Source organism: Paenibacillus sp. J22P169, from assembly GCF_059691995.1.
The window spans coordinates 461,441-481,848 of the sequence record NZ_JCAUAO010000003.1; the positions used below are offsets into that span (position 1 = coordinate 461,441).

Below are 20,408 nucleotides of genomic sequence, written 5' to 3' on the forward strand. Positions count from 1 at the left end.
ATGATACCCATAAGGAGCTTGCCTCGCGCTGCGCGGCGGCTCTTTTTGCTTTGTTAGAACCCTCGGACGACTAGATGAGGGGAAATAAATGTAAAATGTACAGTTAATTTTGCTGTACTTTCAGAGATTTTGTGAATAGATGGAAAATGTACAGTTTAATTGAGCAGAATTAGCGACATGTGGGTTTTTGGCGGAAATTAACTGTAGGATACCCATCTAATTCTTTTAAATGGTGAGAATCGGCGATAATAGCTACATAAAATCCAGTTAATCCGATTCGGCAGACGTAGAGTTGAGCAAGTTCAAGCGCTTGTCCTTGAGGTCAAAAAATGAGATTTCCTTCTAGCGTTACACGAACTTCTACAGCCATGCTGGTGACAAATTGCCAAAAAGCGGTTGACAAACAATGGGTTCGGAGATAAAATTCTAGACAAATAGATAACCGAGTAATCTTATTGGTTTTTAATAAAATAATATCGACGTAGTCGACCGTATTAACGGAGACGTGTCTCATGAACGTAATTGTTCAAGAGATACGTCTCTTTTTATTTATTCTCAATGGAAGAAAGGAAGACGTTTCATGCGTACAACAAACAAACGAAGTTGTTGTTCCGCTACACGAACGGAGGAGCAGCAAGCAGCCATTGCTCAGCCAAACTCAATCCATTTCATACATATGGAATCGTTAGTAGGGAGTAACAAGAAGGAACAGTTTCATTCAGAAGGCATGATTTATTTGCCGGGAGACGATTTCCTGATGGGCACCGATGATGCTGAAGGCTTCCCGAATGATGGGGAAGGACCGATTCGAACGGTCGAACTTTCGTCATACTATATCGATGCCTGCACAGTCACGAATGAGCAGTTCGCTAAGTTCGTCCGGCAAACCGGCTATGTGACGGAGGCGGAAAGGTTCGGCTGGTCGTTCGTTTTCCATTTGTTTGTCCCGGATAAGGTAAGGGAAATGGACGCAAGGCCGGTGCCGAACGTACCGTGGTGGCTAGCTGTGAACGGGGCCAGCTGGTTTCGGCCGGAAGGCAGCGGCTCTTCGATCGATGAACGGCTCGACCATCCCGTCGTTCATGTCTCATGGCACGATGCAACGCAGTATGCGAAATGGGCCGGCAAACGACTTCCGACGGAAGCCGAGTGGGAATATGCGGCTCGCGGAGGCTTAATTCAGAAGCGCTACCCTTGGGGCGATCTTCTGAAGCCTGGAGCAGAGCATTTATGCAATGTGTGGCAGGGGAAATTCCCCGATAAAAACCATGCCTCTGATGGCTATGTCGGTACCGCACCTGCCCGTTCGTTCCCACCGAATGGTTACGGCTTGTATAACATGGTTGGCAACGTGTGGGAATGGTGCTCCGATTGGTTTACGGCAGCGCCGGACAGGAACAAGAGAAACCCGCGCGGGCCATCTTCCGGCGTTAGCCGTTCGATGCGTGGGGGTTCGTATTTGTGCCATAAGTCTTACTGCAACCGCTACAGAGTCGCTGCGCGCAGCGCGAATACGCCGGATAGTTCAACAGGGAACATAGGATTTCGCTGTGTGGTAGATGCCTAACGTAATGAGTTCAATTGAAAGGAGGTGGTAACTGCATGCAAATCGCTACTCGAAATAAAACGGAGAGTAGAGGGAGGCCGACATGGTTTCATTACCGCTTGCGCAAAGAGCTGTGGTGCTGGGCTTTTATCGCGCCGCAGGTGGCTTTATTCCTGCTATTTACGGTGTACCCTATCGCAATGAGCTATGTGTATGCCTTTTTCCACTGGAATGGCTACGGTCCTCTTCGAGATTTCGCGGGATTCGATAATTTCAAGGAGACGCTTCTTGATCCGATCTTCTGGAACGCTTTTCGCAACAGTATTGTGTTTATGGTTTGTTTGGTAGCCATTCAAGTACCGCTTGCTCTGCTCATGGCGCTTTTGTTGAATGCAAGTTGGCTCAAAGGGAAGGTATTTTACCGCACGGTGTACTTCTTACCGGTTGTTACGACCACAGCAGTTGTTGGCTTAGTGATGCGGTTTGCCTTCGGTGCTTATAAAGGTCTTGTGAACGAGGTACTCCTGCGTCTTGGATGGATTGATCGGCCTGTGGATTGGCTCGGATCGATTGATACGGCACTAGCGATTGTCATTGTGGTCGGCATTTGGAAAACCTTCGGGATGAAGCTTGTGTATTGGTTAGCGGGTATTCAAGCGCTGCCCAAGGAATTGTTCGAAGCTGCCCGCATCGACGGAGCCTCGGCTTGGCAATTGTTTCGATATTTAACGATACCGCTGCTGCTGCCGGTCGGGAGTGTTATTGTGCTGATGTCGGCTGTTAATGCACTCCATGTATTTGATTTAGTTAAGACGATGACGAACGGCGGGCCAGCCTTCAAAACGGATATGGTCGATGTATACATATACCGGTATGCGTTCTCTGGCAACGGGGAAGCCCGGGTAGGCTTCGCCTCCGCAGCGGGCGTTTTATATGGGATTGTGGTCATGCTCATTTCAATCATATTAGGGTTGTTTGTCAAATGGACTGGCGGACGTAAAGCGTCCGGGCGGTTATAGGAGGGACTCACCTTGAAAAGGAAGCTTCTGCGCGTACCGCTATTAGCTTTGCACACTTTGTTGATCGGGATTGGCATCGTCTGGATTTATCCGTTCATTTGGATGATTGCTGCCTCTTTTAAGACAAATAATGAATATATCGTTTCAGGCATCACGTTATTGCCGCAAAAGTTTCAATTCGCTAATTATAAACGGGCATGGGAGACGGCGCATTTCTCCGTTTATTTCTGGAACACACTGATCGTTACAGTTTCGGTTGTGCTGATCGTACTCGCGGTATGCTCACTAACGGGTTACGCGATCGGGCGTTATCGATTCCGGGGACGCCTGTTGTTCATAACGGCTGTCACTGCGACGATGTTCATGCCCAAGGGGTACACGATTATTCCGGTTTATTCACTTGTTAATGCACTCGGACTCAACAATTCCCTTTGGGGCGTTATATTGGCCGAGGCAGGCAGCGGACATATCTTGTTTATTTTGCTATTCGTTGCCTATTTCCGCGGTCTTCCTAAGGAACTGGAGGAGTCGGCGGAAATCGACGGGAGTGGTTTCTTTAGAACGTTTGCGAGCATTATGCTGCCTATGGCAAAACCTATCATCGCAACAACAGCGATCATGCAGTTTATGTGGACGTGGAACGCGTTTCTTATGCCGCTCATTTTCACACTCAGCAAGCCAAATTTACGGACGCTAGGTGTGGGTATGTTTCAGTTCGTAGGCGAAAATACAATGGATTGGACGGGAATGGCAGCGGCGGCAAGCATATCTTTGCTGCCTATCCTGGCTGTATTTATTTTGCTGCAGCGCTATTTTATTGAAGGGGTATCAGGCGCAATCAAGGGATGAGCTTAACCAAGAAAACGGCATTTAAATAAGAGGAGGATTACTATGAAGAAGAAATGGATGAATGGGCTAGGCGCTTTGGCGCTAGGGAGTGTTGTGGTTCTCTCAGGCTGCACAGGAAATAACGCCGAGAAACCGGAACAAACGAGCCAAGTCGGGCAGGAAGCAGTCGTCACGGTGTGGGGAGGAAGTGATTTCTTGAAGGGGGATGACAGTCCCGGCCAGCGTATGGTTAAGGAGTTTAATGAAAAAAATAAAGGCCGCATTCGGGTCGAAGCCCGTTACATGCCTTGGGCTGAATACAATTCAGCTGTTCAGGCGGCGGCCACATCCAATGAGCTTCCGGATATTTTCCAAACTCCACAAAATACAGATATACGTTCAATCGTAGCAAATGGATGGGCGCTTCCGTATGACGGTCTTCTTTCGGAGGAGTGGAAGAAGCAGTTTATTGCAGGGTCCTTCGCCGAAGGTGTCAACGTAATTGATGGAAAAACCTACGCGTGGCCGCTCACGGGGCCGCAGCTGAGTTCGATCCTTTACTATAACAAGGATGTTCTTCAGAAGGCAGGGCTTGACCCGGAGAAGCCGCCAACAACATGGGATGAGCTGCGCAGTATGTCAAACACGATAACGGCCAAGGGCAAGGGCGATGTATACGGCATCGTATTCGGCGGTGGAGAGAGCGGTGATGCCTCAGGCATCGGCAAATTCGTGAACGCGCTGAGCGCAGGCATTGATCCGCAGGCAGCAGAGGGATTCAATTATAAAACCGGCCAATACGCTTATAGCTCCAAAGCAACGCTCGACGCTTTCGATTTCTTGCTAAAGCTCAAAGCGGACGGTAGTATACTGCCCTCCTCCTTTACACTGAAAAGCACGGAAGCGAGTGTGCTATTCGGCCAAGGCAAGGCAGCCTTTCTAATAGATGGACGCGCCCGCATGTGGATTGCGAAGCGAGATACGCCAGATGTTAAGTTAGGACTCGCTGCTGTACCGACGCCTACTGGAAACAAGCCAACTTACTACTATGTGCAAGCAGCCCCAGCTGGCTATCTCATTTCGGCAAAATCCAAAAATGCAAAAGCCGCAGCGGAATTTATCGAGAAAGGCTTTGCCTCATCGTTATTTTATGAAAAGTACCTAAACAGCGGCGTCGCTTTGACGCCAATTAACAGCATCAATGAGAATAAGGCGCTGTATCCGTACCCTGAATTCGATTCGTTCCTGAAGCTGCATAAAGAAGAGTTGAAGCTTCGCCCGGATTACGCGATTCAAAACCCGCAAACCGCCAAAGTAATCGTGGGTCTTGGAACCCTGTCGCAACCGAAAATCAAGCCGGGATTCAGCGATATCTTGCAAGCTGTGCTGACGGGTGCGGAGAAAGATGCGGCACCATTGCTCAAAGCATATGATGAGAAATTAAACAAAGGCCTTGACGAGGCTGTGAATAAAGTGAAGTCATCCGGTGTACAGGTGAGCAGAGATGATTTCACCTTTCCTAATTGGCATGCGGATAAAGACTTTACATCGGAAGATTATAAGCAATTAATAAAAAAATAATTTCGGAATGGAGCAACTTTCTGTGAGACGCAAGCCTAACATTTTGCTGATTACAAGCGACCAACAGCATTGGAATACGATCGGAGCTTTTCAACCAGAAATCAAGACACCGAATCTGGATCGCTTGGTCAAGGAAGGAACAACCTTTACCAGAGCCTACTGCCCAAATCCGACGTGTACGCCGACCCGCAGCTCCATCATTACAGGGCAATACCCGAGCCAACATGGCGCATGGACACTTGGAACTAAGCTTTCCGAGAAGGTGCATACGGTTGGCGAAGATTTTCAGAAAGCTGGTTATGAAACTGCGCTGATCGGGAAGGCGCATTTCCAGCCGCTGGCTTCGACGGAGAAATATCCGTCTCTGGAAGCTTATCCGCTGCTTCAGGACCTGGAGTTTTGGAGGCAGTTCGACGAATCGTATTACGGCTTCAAGCATGTGGAGCTCGCCCGGAATCATACGAATGAGGCCCACGCCGGACAGCATTACGCACTATGGCTGGAGGAGAAAGGCTGCACGGACTGGCGTAATTATTTTCTGCCGCCGACAGGCACGATGGATCCCCAGCAAGTCCACAAATGGGCGATTCCTGAAGAGGTTCATTATGATGCCTGGATTGCTGAACGCACAAATGCGCTGCTTGAACAATACCAGCAAGCGGATCAGCCATTTTTCTTGTGGGCGAGCTTCTTCGATCCGCACCCGCCTTACCTTGTGCCGGAACCATGGGACACGATGTATGATCCGAATCGGTTGACGCTTCCGAAAATGCAGCAAGGAGAACATGCTGCCAATCCGCCGCATTTCCGTCTGGCACAACAGGTGAAGCCTGACTTCTCCTCGTATCGAGAGTCCGGTTTCGGCATGCATGGCTTACGTTCTCACTTGCATAATGAGGAAGAGCTTCGTAAGGACATTGCGGTATACTACGCGATGACGAGCTTAATGGATAAATATATTGGACGTATTCTCGACAAGCTGGATGAGCTCGGTCTTGCCGAAGATACGTTGGTCGTATTCACGTCGGATCACGGACACTTGTTTGGGCATCATGGTCTCATAGCCAAAGGTCCGTTTCATTATGAGGATCTCATTCGTGTACCGATGATTGCTCGTTATCCCGGTCAAATTCCAGCAGGACGCGCATCGGCTTCCATGCAATCACTCGTTGACTATGCACCGACCCTGCTAAGCTACGCTGGCTTGGAGATTCCTTTCTCCATGACAGGGAAAGACCAACGGGAGGTATGGAATGGGAGACAAGAGGCAGCGCGTGACCATATCCTGTGTGAGAATCACCATGAACCGACGACCATTCATTTGAAAACATATGTGGATGAACGTTACAAACTCACGGTTTACTACAATCAGTCATACGGCGAGCTATTCGATCTACTGGAGGATCCCCAGGAAGTGCGGAACCTATGGAATGAGCCTGAGCATGAAAGTTTGAAATCCAAGCTGCTGCTGAGATATGCATGGGCGGAGCTGGGGAAAGAACCGATTTGGATGCCACGCATCGCCAATGCTTGACGAGAGAATACGTTCTCTTTTGCAGTGAAAAAGAAGGAGATGAATGTATATGGTAAACGCACAAAAAGCTTCACAACCGAATGTTATCGTATTCTTTACTGATCAACAGCGCTGGGATACGACTGGGGTGCACGGTAATCCGCTTGGACTGACGCCCAATTTCGACCGAATGGCTACACGGGGCACTCATTTATACAATTCGTTCACTTGTCAGCCAGTTTGCGGTCCGGCGCGATCGGTGTTTCAGACGGGCTTGTATCCGACGACCACAGGCTGTCATCGCAATTCAATTCCGCTCCCGGAAGGAACACAGACGCTGGCGCATTATTTCCGAGACGCTGGATACAAAACCGGTTATATAGGAAAGTGGCATCTCGCCGGCGAGAATCCAGTTACGGAGCCGAGACGGGGCGGTTACGAGTATTGGCTTGCGTCGAACGCTTTGGAAATGACGTCGGATTCCTACGATGCAATTCTCTTTAATAATGATAATGAACGCGTAAAGCTGCCTGGTTACCGAGTCGATGCGTTGACAGACGCAGCGATTCGGTACATCGATCAGGAGAAGGAGAATCCTTTCTTTCTGTTCCTTTCATTCCTAGAGCCACATCATCAAAATCATCGGGACGACTATCCGTCCCCCGACATTTACGAAGAAGCTTACACGGGCAGATGGACGCCTCCTGATTTGGCTGCGCTAGGCGGTACAAGCGCGCAGCATTTGGGCGGCTATTACGGAATGGTAAAACGGCTCGATGAAGCACTTGGACGGTTGTTTGACGCTGTCAAAAGCTTAGGACTCGCCGAAAATACGATTATCTTGTTTACGTCCGATCACGCCTGCCATTTCAAAACACGCAACAGCGAGTACAAGCGGTCGTGCCATGAAAGCTCAATTCGTGTGCCGACAGCGGTAATCGGCCCGGGATTCGACAGCAGGGGGCAAATTCGAGAGCTTGTCAGCTTGATCGATCTGCCTCCTACGCTGCTTGCTGCGGCGGGCATACCGGTACCGGTGGCGATGCAGGGAAGATCCATTCTCCCCTTATTGCGCCGGGAGACAGCTAGTTGGCCGGATGATGTTTATGTGCAGATCAGCGAAGCGCAGATTGGAAGAGCGATTCGAACTTCGCGATGGAAATACTCTGTATCGGCGAAAGAACCGATTGGAGACGTACCGACCGCCGAATCCTACGTTGAAGAGTTTTTATATGATCTTCAAGCTGATCCTTACGAACTGACGAACCTGATTGGGTTTGAATCGCATCGCGGTGTCACAGCTATTTTGAGAGAGAGACTGCTCCGGAGAATGGAAGAGGCGGGCGAACCGAAAGCTGAAATTATAGAAGCACAAAGCAAACGTAGCGGTCAGCGACGCGTATCGGAATACGAATCACGTGTTTAAAGAAAGGAGAATGAATTTGACTAATTCCATCCTTATCCTATCAGATGAACATAACCCGTTCTACTCTTCCGTATATGGACATCCGTTTCTTCGTACGCCGAATATGGAACGACTTGCAAGCAAAGGTACGGTTTATGAAAATGCCTATTGCCCTTCACCTCTTTGCAGCCCAAGCCGCAGCGCCTTTTTTTCGGGCAAGAGAGTGCATGAGCTCCAAAATTATAGCAATTGCAATCTTGCTTTGCCAACGGATGCTCATTCATATGGCAAAGTGTTGGGGGAGCAGGACGTTCACACGGTCTATTTCGGTAAATCGGATGTTTATGACGATATTGAACGTCTGGGCTTCTCGGAGCTTCATTATACGAAGAAGCGGCAGCAGCCAGGAGATGTCAATTTCCATCGCAGGCCGCTCGCCATCCGTAAAGGGGCAGCCGAAAGGGCGAACGGCTTTGGCGTTAAAGAGGATGCTTTTAACTCTGATTTAAAGATTATGGATGCGGCATTAGAGTGGTTGAACAATGTTGCCCCTTCCCTTACAAAACCATGGAATCTGACGATTAACTTGATCAATCCTCATTTTCCGCAATGGAACACACAAGCTTATTGGGATCTGTATCCGGAAGCTGCTGATCTGCCTCGGTACGGCGTTAATGAGGAGAGCGCCAAACATCCGTATGCCAAAGATTTACGCGATCATTTCGAAGCAGACTTGTTTACGGAGGAGCAAATACGCGGTCTTCGACGCGGTTATGCAGGTAACGTCGCGTTCATTGATGATCAGCTTGGAAGGCTGCTGGATGCTGTGGATGCAGGTGGGTTAGCAGAAACCACGCAGTTGATCTATACCTCGGATCATGGCGAAATGCTGGGTAAATTCGGGATGTGGTGGAAATGCTCCTTGTACGAAGATTCGGTTCGTATCCCATGTATTGGAGCAGGACCGGGGTTTGCGCAGGGCGTGCGGATAACGACCCCTGTGGATTTACACGACGTGCAGGCATCCATGTTCCACGCTGCTGGTGCAGCAAGGCCATCTGATTGGGCAGGAAGTCCGCTGCAGCAAATCGCCCAAGGAGACACCGAACGTGTCGTATTTTCCGAATACCACGGTCATGGTACCCGTTCGGGTTCCTATATGATACGTAAAGGATATTGGAAGCTTATCTATTACATGGAAGCACCGCATCAATTGTTCCGTCTTGACACAGATCCAGATGAACTTTGTGATGTTTATAAGCAATATCCGGGAAAGGCGGCGGAGCTTGAAGCGGAACTGCGGCAAATATGCTCGCCGGAGGCGGAGGATGAGAAAGCGCATCGGTTCCAAGAGAAGCAGATTGAGCTACTGGCGAGCTTTATCGCACAGAGATAGATCCTAACGAAGGAGGGGAGCAGATGAAGGAATATGGCCACGAATATGCTGAATACCTGTACCATACGCCATCCGAATTCGAAAAGAACAGCGGATTATGGATCATTAGGGCTGGGCAAAACAGGGCAAAGTCGAATTATCAGGTTGGACCCAAAGTGATCGAGTGTTACTCTGTGCATGCTGTGATTAGTGGAAGCGTTTCGTTTGTGCATGGCAACGAAACCGTTCAACTGCGTAAAGGCGATCTTTTCTGTCTGTACCCTGGACTTCGTTACAGTTATCAGCTCGCCAAAGCCGAGGACGAGCAGCAACTGCGGATGTATTGGCTGGCTTTTCAAGGAATTCAAGCGGAGCCCTTTCTTCATCGAATCGGCTTTAGCAGAGAGAAGCCATATGTCAACCACAGATGGATGCCGGATCATGTGCAGATGATGAACCGTATTCACAGCATGCTGCGGGAGCGCGCCGAGTATGACGAAGTGATACTGCAACTGAAGCTACAACTGAAGCTGTATCAGCTGTTCGAGTCGTTAATTGGCAATACGGAAGATCAGACGAGGAATCATGTGAATATCGACTGGCTGGAGCGATGCAAACAATACATGGACACCCACTACATGGAAGGAATTGCCGTCACCAATGTCGCAATAGTTGCCGGTGTACATCGCTCCCATTTGTATCAGGAGTGCATCCGCCTGCTAGGCCTCAGCCCTATGCAGTATTTGGTTAAGCTCCGAATGGAGAAAGGCCTAGAGCTGCTGAAAGACGGAGAGTTCAAGATTACGGATATCGCGTTATCAATCGGTTATCCAGATGTCTACTCCTTCTCGCGGGCGTTTAGCAAATATTTTGGGATGTCGCCGACGCAATATCAAACGGGTGCAACGATGCGGACAAAGAAAATACAATGAAATGATGTGTTTTTGGAGGAGACAAATTGATAAGGCCGGCAATCAAAATGACATTTACCATTCGAATATAGTTCCGTTACACTGGTATTTATAATACCAAGTAATTCACTTTGTTTTTAACATTTTGTAGGGATTGGAGGATTCAGCATGAAGGAGAAACTGAAAGTTGGCGTCATTGGAATCGGCCATGTAGCTGCTATTCATCTGGAGGCCTACCGCAATCATCCTGAGGTGGAAATTGCCGCGCTTTGTGATATTGTCTATGAAAAAGCAAAACATTCGGCATTAGAGTTTCATGTGCCAAAGGTATATACCGACTATCGAGAGCTCCTCAATCAGGAGGATATAGACTTTATCGATATCTGCACGCCGAATGCGTTTCATGCCATCATTGCGATTGACGGATTGAATGCGGGTAAACATGTGTTTACAGAGAAGCCGGATGCCATCGATGTAGATGGAGTATTGCAAATGGCGGAGGCTGCCAAGCAATCAGGCAAACATCTCATGGCTATGCGTAATAACCGGTTTGCTCCAGGCGTGCAGTTTCTTAAACGGTTCATTGATCAAGGGCTATTGGGCGAAGCGTACACGGGACGTTGCGGTTGGCTGCGAAGGCGCGGAATCCCCGGCAAAGGCGGATGGTTCACGACACGGGAGATGTCCGGCGGTGGGCCGCTTATCGATTTGGGCGTACATTTCATCGATGTCGCTATTTGGCTAATGGGCAATCCGAAGCCGGTCAGCGTAGTAGGAGCAACCTATGCCAAGTTTGCCGAATCGTCCTTGTCGGATTCCGTTCATAGCGGCTATGGCGAGAAGCGGGAGGACGGCGTCTATGATGTGGAAGATTTGGCTTCCGGGTATATCCGGTTTCATAACGGAGCGACGCTGCAGCTTGAATTCAGCTGGGCTTCGAATGTGGAGCAGGAGGAGTCTTTTGTTGAGCTGCGAGGAACTAAAGCAGGATTCTCGCTGCACAAAGGAGAGGTGAAGCTATTCTCAGAAATAGCGGACACGATGTGCACGACGATTCCTGATTTATCCAAGGCGAAGACAGGCGGAAATCATGCGAAGCATCTCCATCATTTTATCGACGTGCTGCAAGAGAGAGCAGAGCCTATAATACAGCCAGAGCATGGCGTCGATATGATCCGTATTTTGTGCGCGTTGTATGAATCAGCCCGAACAGGTAGAGAAGTCAGGTTGGACGAGGAGAGGGGAAAGCACCTTGAAACGGAAATTTGCCATTCAACTGCATACAGTTCGTAAAGAGTTTGAACAGGATTTTGCAGGTGTACTGAGGGAATTAGCCGCAATGGGCTGGGCGGGGGTACAGACCGCACAGTTGTATGATCATGATCCGCATGAAATCGCAGCTGTGTTAGCGGAAACAAAACTTCGTGTAGCGGGCATGCATGTCGGATACGAGCGTTTTAGCAATCAGTTGGACAGCGTTTTACGTGAGGCGGAGCTTTTCCAGACCCGTGATCTTATTTGCCCAGCGTTGCCTCCAAGATTGCGCAATGAACTAGGATTTAGGGAGGCTAAGGGAGTTTTAAATGAAATAGCTCATAAAGTAAAGGAACAAGGACTGCGAATCCATTACCATAACCATGCTTATGAGTTTGAGACGAGCGTGAATGGCAACTCTGCACTCTCATATATGTTGGATACGATGGACGGCAGCGATATTTATGCAGAGCCTGATGTGTATTGGGTGAAGAAGAGCGGAATTGACCCTTTGTCTTTTATTAAGCAGTACCCTCATCGCATCCCCTACATTCATCTAAAGGATATGACACAAGGAGACAACCCAACTTTCACAGAGATTGGAACAGGTATTATTGATTTCCGGCCTATCCTTCTATGGGGTGAGCAGCACGGCATTGAATGGTACGTGGTCGAGCAGGATCAATGCGAAGAATCGGCAATGGACAGCGTGGCTATCAGCTATACCCAGTTGGTGCGCCTTTCTTCAATTTTAAACCCGACTATTCTTATGTGAATTATTGCAAAAGGAGGGCGCATGTGGGCAAACCGAATATTTTGATCTTTATGACTGACCAACAGCAGGCAGGGATTATTGCCCGAGATCATCCTTGTCAGATGCCAAATGTTAGAGCGTTAGCGGAGAATGGCATTACCTTCACGCAGGTGTATACGACCATGACGCACTGCTGTCCTTCTCGGGCCTCTTTCATGACAGGCAAATATCCTTCGCAGCATGGCATCTACAACAATGTGAGTAATGCTGCAGCATTGCGCCGGGGGCTATATCCAGGTGTCACGACATTCTCGGAGGGGCTCAAGTCCGCAGGATATCAGCTCTATTTTTCTGGAAAATGGCATGTTTCGGCGGAAGAAAACCCAGTAGATCGAGGTTGGGAAGAACTCCTCGTCACAGCGGGACAGGATGCGGTGATGGGCATTACCATCGAAGGCTGGCAAGAATTTGATCGTACTATCCAGACCGAACCGAGGCTGCCTGGAGAAATTGTAAGGCCGGGATGGGGAAATTACAAGCTCTATGGCACCTCGCAAACGGAATACGAGAAAACGAGAGACTACAGGGTGGTACAGCGTGCGGTTGAACAGATGGAAAAGTTAACAAACGAGGAAGTACCTTGGTGCATGTATGTGGGGGTATCTGGGCCTCATGATCCTTTTCAAATCCCCCCCAAATATGCTCAGATGTACGATCCGTCACTTATACCGCTCCCGCTGAATTATTACGATTCCCTTCAAGGCAAGCCTGGTGTCTACCGGCGCATGCGCAAGGTTTGGGATCAACTATCGGAGGAAGAGGTCAAGGAATCCATTGCTTATTACTGGGGCTACTGCACTATGATCGACGATCTGCTTGGTGAAGTACTTGAGGCTTTGGAGCGAACCGGTCAAGCAGATGATACCCTGGTGGTCTTCCTATCTGACCATGGCGAAAATGCTGGAGCGCACGGTTTGTATTTAAAAGGTATCAGTCCATTTGAGGAAACGTACAGACTGCCTTGCGTGCTTCGCTGGCCGAATGGGATAGCACGTCCGGGGAGAGAGGTTGATGCTTTGACGAGCATCATGGATTTTGCACCGACCTTTCTGGAGGTCGCAGACGCGAAAATGCACATTCCCTTGGATACGAAGGGACTCAGTCTGACGAGATGGTTTGACGGTGAGGAACCGGAGCCAGGAGCGTGGAGAAAAGCTTTGTTTACCCAGTGCAACGGTGTAGAAGTGTACTATACACAGCGAATCGTCCGAACGGAACGGTATAAGCTGGTTTATAATCCGACGGATGTCGATGAGTTATACGATCTGCAGGAGGATCCCTACGAGCTTCATAATTTGGCGGATGTACCGGAGATGGAGGAAATCAAACGATCCCTGTTTATGGCAATGTGGAAGGAAGCTGCTGATGTTGGGGATTTTATCTTTAACCAGTACCCGACGGTGGCATTAGCGGAGTGGGGGCCGGCGTGCTCCATAGGAAAATTATAGAGATGCGAGAGGTGTTTATAGATGAAAACGAGTAAATGGATCAACCTAGGACTTGCGATGGCAGTAGGTATTGGAGCTTTAACGGGCTGCGCCAACGGAAGTAATGAGAAGCCGGCCGCTACAGTAAGCGGAAGTGTAAAAGAACCTTTATCGATCAAGGTGATGACCATCCATTATGAGGATCAGCCTCCGATGGAAGGTAACCAGGCTAAGGACTATATCGAGAAGAAAAACAATGTGAAGCTTTCCATGGAATTGGTGCCGGCAGCGACCTATGACGAGAAACTGAATGTCACGATGGCGAGTTTGGATCAGTATGACTTGATTCTTTTGAAAACAGGTATCAAGGACCCTAAATTTGAGAAGTTGGCAAGACAAGGAGCATTCTACGATCTGACATCTTTGGTCAAAGGGAAAAAGAATTTGGAGCAAAACATTCCCGAAACGGCATGGAAAGCTTCCAGCGTTAATCAAAAGATTTATGCCATTCCTAGACCCCAATACGCTTATGGCAACGGATCGGCTAATGTAATTATGCGTAAGGATTGGCTTGACCGCTATGGTCTAAGCGTACCGAAAACCATGGATGAGTTGACGAATGCCTTGCGGGTATTTCGCGATAAAGACCCCGTGGGTGGCGGGAAAACGATTCCCTTTGTCACTTTTGCTGCTCAAAACGATGATGCTAAATCTATTTTCGGCGGAATGGCACCAATTAAATTTGCATTTGGTATGCCCAATAACTACAAAGTTGAAAACGGCAAGGCCGTATACGCCTTGGAAACGCAGGAATACAAAGCTTACTTGGACTGGTTGAAACTAGCATGGAGCGAGAAGCTGTTCAATAAAGATGCTGCTCTGCTTAAGAATCAACAAAATAAAGATAAATTCCTTGCTGGCGAAGCGGGTGCGCTGGTCTACCATGTAGGTTTGCTAGGCAGCAGCAACTACGACAAGCTAAAGGCAGTAGACCCGAAAGCTGAAATGGTCGTTCTGCCTGCCATTGAAGGTGCAGGTGGGAAAAAAGGCGTCAATCAAAGCTTGGGCTTTTTCGGATCCTGGGTGATTCCTTCTACAGTAGCGAAAGAGAAGGCGGAGCGCATTGTAGAATTTCTTAATGCACAAGCGTCACCAGAATACGAGTATTACCGCAATGGGGGGATTAAAGGCGTCCATTCCACGGACATTAAAGACGGGATTGTCAGTAGGACACCTGAACAAGAGAAGCTTGGTGAAAAGGAGAAGCCTTCGACCTTCCTACTAGAATGGCCGCTCGACCCTTATAACTATGCCAATTCAACTGATCCGCAGGTGAATAAGCTGCAACGTAGTATTCTTGATAATTTTAAAAACATTGGCGTGCTGGATACGTTCTCTGGGTTGATCTCGCCTACCGAGCAGAAGAATCCCGATCATGAGAAGAGGGTCGATGCGCAGGCGTTGAAATATGTGACGGGGCAAGCCGGGTGGGATGTTGTGCAGAAAGAAATCACGGCTTGGCAGCAGACGAACGGTAATCAGATTGGAAAGGAACTACTAGAGCTTTACCAGCAATAGCTATACGAACACAGACAAAGAGAGGTATATGCGAATGGCAGTAAAGTGGAGAAGCAACGCATGGCTCTATTTGTTGGCCGCTCCGGGCATCATTTATTTCTTAGTATTTCATTACTTTCCTATGTGGGGGGTATGGATTGCCTTTCAGGATTACAGTCCGTTTTTGGGTGTTTTTAAAAGTGAGTGGGTCGGATTCGAGCACTTTCGTAACTTTCTGACCCATGAGGACTTTCCTCTCTTACTGAAAAATACGCTGCTCCTCAGTTTATATAATATATTCTTTTATTTTCCGTTCGTCTTATTTGTCGCCCTCATGCTATACGAGCTTCAGTGGATATTATATAAGCGGCTAATTCAAACGGTTTTGTACCTGCCACATTTCATTTCCTGGGTTATTATAGCGGGAATGACACTGGTGTTCTTCGGGCCATCCGGCGTAATCAACCATTATGTAAATGGAGGAGAACCCATTCCTTTTCTCGTCAGCAATGCGTGGTTTCGTTCAATGATGGTGCTGCAGCATATATGGAAGGATCTGGGCTGGGGGACGATCATTTTTCTTGCGGCGATGGCAGGGGTAAATCCTGAATTATTCGAAGCTGCAAAAGTGGACGGAGCTGGACGTTGGCGTCGCATTTGGCATATTACACTGCCAGGCATTCGCAGTACAATCGTGGTACTGCTTCTGCTTCGACTGGGGCATTCTCTGGATTCAAACTTCATGCAAATTCTTCTGATGTCCAATGCAATGAATCTGGAAGTATCCGATGTATTCGATCTATATGTATATCGTGTCGGGCTGCTGGGTGGAAATTATAGCTTTGCCACTGCAGCGGGGCTGTTTAAATCAATCGTCGGTTTAATTCTAGTTTTATTGGCCAACAAAGCTGCTAAATCTATGGGGGAGGAAGGGATATTTTGAGAAGACAAACCTCCCTTTTTGATGTATGCAATGCTGGCATGTTCCTCATGCTCAGTTTGGCGGTTGTAATTCCATTTCTGTATATGTTGGCGGTATCTTTCAGTTCGGCACTGGAATCGGCCGGCGGGCATTTTTATATCATTCCCAAAACTATCATGCTGGACGCATACCGCTATCTGTTCTCCACAAACCGCTTCGTGCGCTCTTTAAGCAACTCGGTCTATATCGCAGTATTTGGCACGCTCATTAATTTGTTCGTTTCCATTACGCTCTCTTACGCGCTGTCCAAGAAAATGCTGCCAGGACGTCGAGTTCTGCTGATGTTTGTGTTCATTACCATGCTGTTTGGTGGAGGGCTAATTCCGCACTATTTATTGATCAAGTCGCTTGGATTGGTGAATACTTATTGGGCTTTACTGCTGCCGGGAGCCACAAATGCGTTTACAGTTCTTGTGATGAAGACCTTTTTTCAAAATTTACCGGCGAGCTTGGATGAAGCCGCACGCATTGACGGGGCTGGAGAGATTCGTATTTTGTTTTCGATCGTTTTGCCGCTATCCAAGCCGATTGTGGCGACTTTTTCACTGTTCTTTATGGTTCATCACTGGAATGAATTTTTTGCGGCGGTGATTTATCTGAGTGATGCGAGTAAATGGCCGATCCAGGTGCTGTTGCGCCAAATGGTGGTGGGAGGAACAGCTGACATAGGATCCCAAGCTTCACTCGAAGGGGAAATGGCAACGTCGATCGGGAACAATGTGAAAATGGCGGCGATTCTGGTGGCCATGCTGCCTATTGTGGCTGTCTATCCTTTTCTGCAAAAATACTTTGCCAAAGGCGCACTGATTGGATCGATTAAGGAGTGAAAGTTCCAGATCATTTTATTAGACAAAATGATAAAGACGTACCCGCAGTTTTGCTATCCACTCTTTTCATGAAAAAAGTTATGATGTTTAAAACCAAGTAAACAACTAAGAATTATTGTAATTTTTGGTAATAAACTGAAGAGGTGATTTTATGAACAAGAAAAGGATGTTGTCAACCGCATTTGCTGCCCTTACCGCAATTACGTTAACTTTGGGAGGAACTACGCTAGGCTCAACGAATACCGCCCACGCCACTTATATGACGCGAAACGAATCAACGATGTGGTTAACTTTTTGAAAACGAAGGTCACCTCAACGGATAAAGCTGGCGGTTTGTACCACACGCTTCCTACCGCTTATCAATAAATCTTGGCACTCTTCTCATGCTCGTCATGGGGAGAGTTTTTAATGAAATAGGATTTCAACTAACTTATGAAAGCAAAGGAGCTTATTCTCTTGAAAACATTGAAAAAGAACCAGCACACCTTAACACCCACCCCTCCTATGGGTTGGAATAGCTTTGATTGTTACGGATGCGCGGCATCCGAGAAGGTACTGCTCGACAATCTGGAAGTTATGGCTGAGCGATTGAAGGACGCCGGCTATGAGTATTTCGTCGTCGACAATGGCTGGTTTGCAGAGTATGAGATTGCGCCAGGTCAAAGCTTTCCAACAGTTAAGCATGCATTTGATGTAAAAGTAGACGAATATGGAAGGTATTTGCCCTCGGATTGTTATTTTCCGAAAGGGTTGCAGCCACTGATTGACCGAACACATGAACTCGGTCTCAAATTCGGTATCCATATCATGCGCGGTATTCCCCGTAAATCTGTCGAGATGAACCTGCCGATTTACGGTACGCCGTATCGCGCTGCGGATATTGCCAATACTTCGGATACCTGTAAATGGTGCCACTATAACTACGGAGTTGATATGGATAGACCTGGAGCACAGGAATTTTATAACTCTTGGATTGGACAGCTCGCCGATTGGGGCGTAGATTTCATAAAAGCGGATGATATTACCGGTTTTCCTCGTGAAATAGAAGCGGTTGTTAAAGCGATCGAGCAATGCGACCGCGATATCGTACTGAGCCTTTCACCTGGGGGCCAGACGACTAGTGAACGGATGGACTCCTATAGCATGGCCAATATGTTGAGGACGACCAAAGATGTATGGGACAATCAACGTGATATCGACATCGCATTCAACAAGTGGTTGGAATTTAACGACGTTCGCAAGGAAGGCTTTTGGCTGGACATGGATATGATTCCTTTCGGGCACCTTGGTGTTTGGAGACCAGCTGACCAACAACATACGGAATCTATTGTTACTCATCAGGAGGAGCTTTTTAGTGGCAAGGGAGGCGAACGGATGAGCGGGTTAAACCGCAACCAGATGTTGACCTTTATCACGATGAGGGCGCTTGCTGCCTCTCCGTTATTTATGGGTGGCGCACTGCCCACAACCGATGAGTTTTCGTTTGAATTGCTTACGAATCCCGATATGATTGCTTGCAATCAAAACGGGGTCATGGGATATAGAGTGTACAAAAATGAGGGGATCGAGGTCTGGTCAACCTTGAAGAAGGACAGTCACACGGAGGGATGGATCGGGGTGTTTAACCGAACGGAAGAACCGAAATCTGTTGAGTTAACTCTGCAAGAGCTCTCATTGTCGCGTGCGCTCGCCTATCATTTACGGAATATTTGGATGGAACCTTCTATGAACTATGACGGAACTAAAGTAGAAACACAGATTGATGCGAACGGCGTATTGTTTTTACATTTTAAAGGGAAGGAATAGATAGGAATGGGCGATGCAGCAACACAAAAAAAATGGAATATTCTTGTTATTACGTCGGATGAACATAATGCCAAAATGATGGGCTGCGCGAACCACCCAATCATTCGTACCCCAGGACTGGACCGGCTTGCCAGCGAGGGGACTCTTTTTACGAAGGCTTATTGTGCTTACCCGATCTGTGCCCCGACTCGGCAAAGCTTTATCACAGGACAATACCCCATGGAGCATGGACAACTCAGCAACGCCCATGTGTTCGATAAACGGAACCACACATGGGCTCATCATTTTAAGCAGCATGGTTATACGACGGCTTGTATCGGGAAAATGCACACCAATCATGAGTCGTACAATTACGGCTATGATTACAGATACAGTACAGAACATATTTCAGAGGAAATAAAAGCGCAAAGAGCAGTCAATCCACCACAATTTGATCCTGACGACAAGCTTACTTTTGATTCCATTACTGATAAGCGTCCTGGTGGCAACCAACCTTCACGGCTGCATGGCAAAGTAGTTAACGACGAGTCGTTAGAAACGGATGCCATTATGCTGAAAGAGGCGATTCAATACTTGCAGGCGCATCAATCGGAAAAGTTCTTCTTGCACGTTTCGTTCGTTCAGCCCCATTGGTATTGGAATACACCACAAGAATATTATTACATGTACGACCCTGAGAAAATTGACTTGCTAGAGAGAGTTCCTGGTGAATTGGAGAGCAATGCAGTTGTTTATAAAATGGCAGAGCAGGCCGGGTGGCTTCAAAATACGGAGAAGATGAACCGATTGGCGCGAGCGCGGTATTACAGCAGTATTAGCTGGATGGACCATAACGTCAACCAGCTGTTAGATACGCTTGACGAACTTGAACTTACGGAGAATACCCTGGTTGTGTACTTCTCTGATCATGGAGATATGGCCGGTGAAAAAGGACTGTGGCTTAAAAATCAGATGTACGATTCTTCGGCTCGTATTCCGCTCATTATCCGGATGCCAGGCGTTGTTTCTGCCGGTGAAATAAACGACAAGCTGATCAACCATGTAGATTTGTTTCCGACACTAGCAGGCCTGACGGGAGCTCAAGAGCACCTGCCGAGTCACATATCCGGCAGTGATTTATCCAGTTATGTTGGCAATAACGGAATCAGAAATGAAGAGTATATAGAGAAAAAATTCACATTTAGCGTGCAGGGGTTAAATAGGGTAGACACCATACCTATGCAGGTTATGGCACGTTCGGAACGGTGGAAATTCATTCAATATAACCTAGAAGCTCCCGAGCAGCGTTATGTTTTGTATGATATGAATAATGATCCGGAAGAAACGCGAAATTTGGCTTATGAAGTTTCGTTACGTCCTGTCGTACAGGAACATCTGAAAGCAATTGATGAGTTTTTTCGTGGATTGCAAAAGCCAATTTATGAGATGAAGCTCAAGAAGGATACTTTACTGCCACAATCTTGACGTTAGCGAAAACTAACAAAAATAAGGAGCTTGCCTCGCGTTGCGTGGCGGCTCTTTTTTTTGCCTTGTCAGATAGTTGTAGAGATAACTGACTATGTA

At 47.8% G+C, this 20,408-nt stretch carries 17 protein-coding genes; all 17 read left to right on the forward strand.

Annotation, left to right across the window (positions count from 1 at the left end; genetic code table 11):
• Positions 1–580: 580 nt before the first annotated feature.
• The 17 genes from AC58QG_RS19775 to AC58QG_RS19855 all read left to right on the forward strand — a co-directional run bounded on the left by AC58QG_RS19775 (position 581) and on the right by AC58QG_RS19855 (position 20,309).
• Positions 581–1,567 (forward strand): formylglycine-generating enzyme family protein, encoded by a 987-nt coding sequence (locus AC58QG_RS19775; RefSeq protein WP_497363847.1) that lies wholly within the window; start codon positions 581–583, stop codon positions 1,565–1,567.
• A 35-nt stretch (positions 1,568–1,602) separates the two neighbouring features.
• Positions 1,603–2,565 (forward strand): carbohydrate ABC transporter permease, encoded by a 963-nt coding sequence (locus AC58QG_RS19780; protein WP_497363848.1) that lies wholly within the window; start codon positions 1,603–1,605, stop codon positions 2,563–2,565.
• A gap of 12 nt (positions 2,566–2,577) precedes the next feature.
• Positions 2,578–3,414: a carbohydrate ABC transporter permease gene (locus tag AC58QG_RS19785; RefSeq protein ID WP_497363849.1), complete on the forward strand. Its 837-nt coding sequence runs from the start codon at positions 2,578–2,580 to the stop codon at positions 3,412–3,414.
• Between the two features lie 42 nt (positions 3,415–3,456).
• On the forward strand, positions 3,457–4,974 hold the full coding sequence (locus AC58QG_RS19790) for an ABC transporter substrate-binding protein (protein WP_497363850.1): 1,518 nt from the start codon (positions 3,457–3,459) through the stop codon (positions 4,972–4,974).
• Between the two features lie 22 nt (positions 4,975–4,996).
• Positions 4,997–6,508: a sulfatase family protein gene (locus AC58QG_RS19795; RefSeq protein ID WP_497363851.1), complete on the forward strand. Its 1,512-nt coding sequence runs from the start codon at positions 4,997–4,999 to the stop codon at positions 6,506–6,508.
• 49 nt (positions 6,509–6,557) lie between these two features.
• Positions 6,558–7,913 carry a sulfatase family protein gene (locus tag AC58QG_RS19800; RefSeq protein ID WP_497363852.1) on the forward strand — a complete coding sequence of 452 codons (1,356 nt, stop codon included), beginning with the start codon at positions 6,558–6,560 and terminating at the stop codon, positions 7,911–7,913.
• A gap of 16 nt (positions 7,914–7,929) precedes the next feature.
• Entirely contained in the window at positions 7,930–9,288 is a 1,359-nt protein-coding gene (locus AC58QG_RS19805; protein WP_497363853.1) for a sulfatase family protein, read from the forward strand.
• A gap of 23 nt (positions 9,289–9,311) precedes the next feature.
• The gene (locus AC58QG_RS19810) at positions 9,312–10,199 is read left to right on the forward strand and encodes an AraC family transcriptional regulator (RefSeq protein ID WP_497363854.1); all 888 of its coding nucleotides are present in this window, start codon (positions 9,312–9,314) and stop codon (positions 10,197–10,199) included.
• Between the two features lie 147 nt (positions 10,200–10,346).
• Positions 10,347–11,471 carry a Gfo/Idh/MocA family protein gene (locus tag AC58QG_RS19815; protein ID WP_497363855.1) on the forward strand — a complete coding sequence of 375 codons (1,125 nt, stop codon included), beginning with the start codon at positions 10,347–10,349 and terminating at the stop codon, positions 11,469–11,471.
• Entirely contained in the window at positions 11,431–12,207 is a 777-nt protein-coding gene (locus AC58QG_RS19820) for a sugar phosphate isomerase/epimerase family protein (protein WP_497363856.1), read from the forward strand. Before AC58QG_RS19815 ends, AC58QG_RS19820 begins: the two co-directional genes overlap by 41 nt.
• 23 nt (positions 12,208–12,230) lie before the next feature.
• The gene (locus tag AC58QG_RS19825; protein ID WP_497363857.1) at positions 12,231–13,694 is read left to right on the forward strand and encodes a sulfatase family protein; all 1,464 of its coding nucleotides are present in this window, start codon (positions 12,231–12,233) and stop codon (positions 13,692–13,694) included.
• A gap of 21 nt (positions 13,695–13,715) precedes the next feature.
• Positions 13,716–15,251, forward strand: a complete 1,536-nt coding sequence (locus tag AC58QG_RS19830) for a type 2 periplasmic-binding domain-containing protein (RefSeq protein WP_497363858.1) — start codon at positions 13,716–13,718, stop codon at positions 15,249–15,251.
• 34 nt (positions 15,252–15,285) lie between these two features.
• Positions 15,286–16,173, forward strand: coding sequence for an ABC transporter permease (locus tag AC58QG_RS19835; RefSeq protein WP_497363859.1), 888 nt, complete (start codon positions 15,286–15,288; stop codon positions 16,171–16,173).
• The gene (locus tag AC58QG_RS19840) at positions 16,170–17,039 is read left to right on the forward strand and encodes a carbohydrate ABC transporter permease (RefSeq protein ID WP_497363860.1); all 870 of its coding nucleotides are present in this window, start codon (positions 16,170–16,172) and stop codon (positions 17,037–17,039) included. The genes AC58QG_RS19835 and AC58QG_RS19840 overlap by 4 nt, the downstream gene beginning before the upstream one ends.
• Positions 17,040–17,190: 151 nt before the next feature.
• Positions 17,191–17,337 (forward strand): hypothetical protein, encoded by a 147-nt coding sequence (locus tag AC58QG_RS19845; protein WP_497363861.1) that lies wholly within the window; start codon positions 17,191–17,193, stop codon positions 17,335–17,337.
• A gap of 158 nt (positions 17,338–17,495) precedes the next feature.
• The gene (locus tag AC58QG_RS19850) at positions 17,496–18,845 is read left to right on the forward strand and encodes a glycoside hydrolase family 27 protein (protein WP_497363862.1); all 1,350 of its coding nucleotides are present in this window, start codon (positions 17,496–17,498) and stop codon (positions 18,843–18,845) included.
• A gap of 6 nt (positions 18,846–18,851) precedes the next feature.
• Positions 18,852–20,309, forward strand: a complete 1,458-nt coding sequence (locus AC58QG_RS19855) for a sulfatase-like hydrolase/transferase (RefSeq protein ID WP_497363863.1) — start codon at positions 18,852–18,854, stop codon at positions 20,307–20,309.
• Positions 20,310–20,408 lie beyond the last annotated feature (99 nt).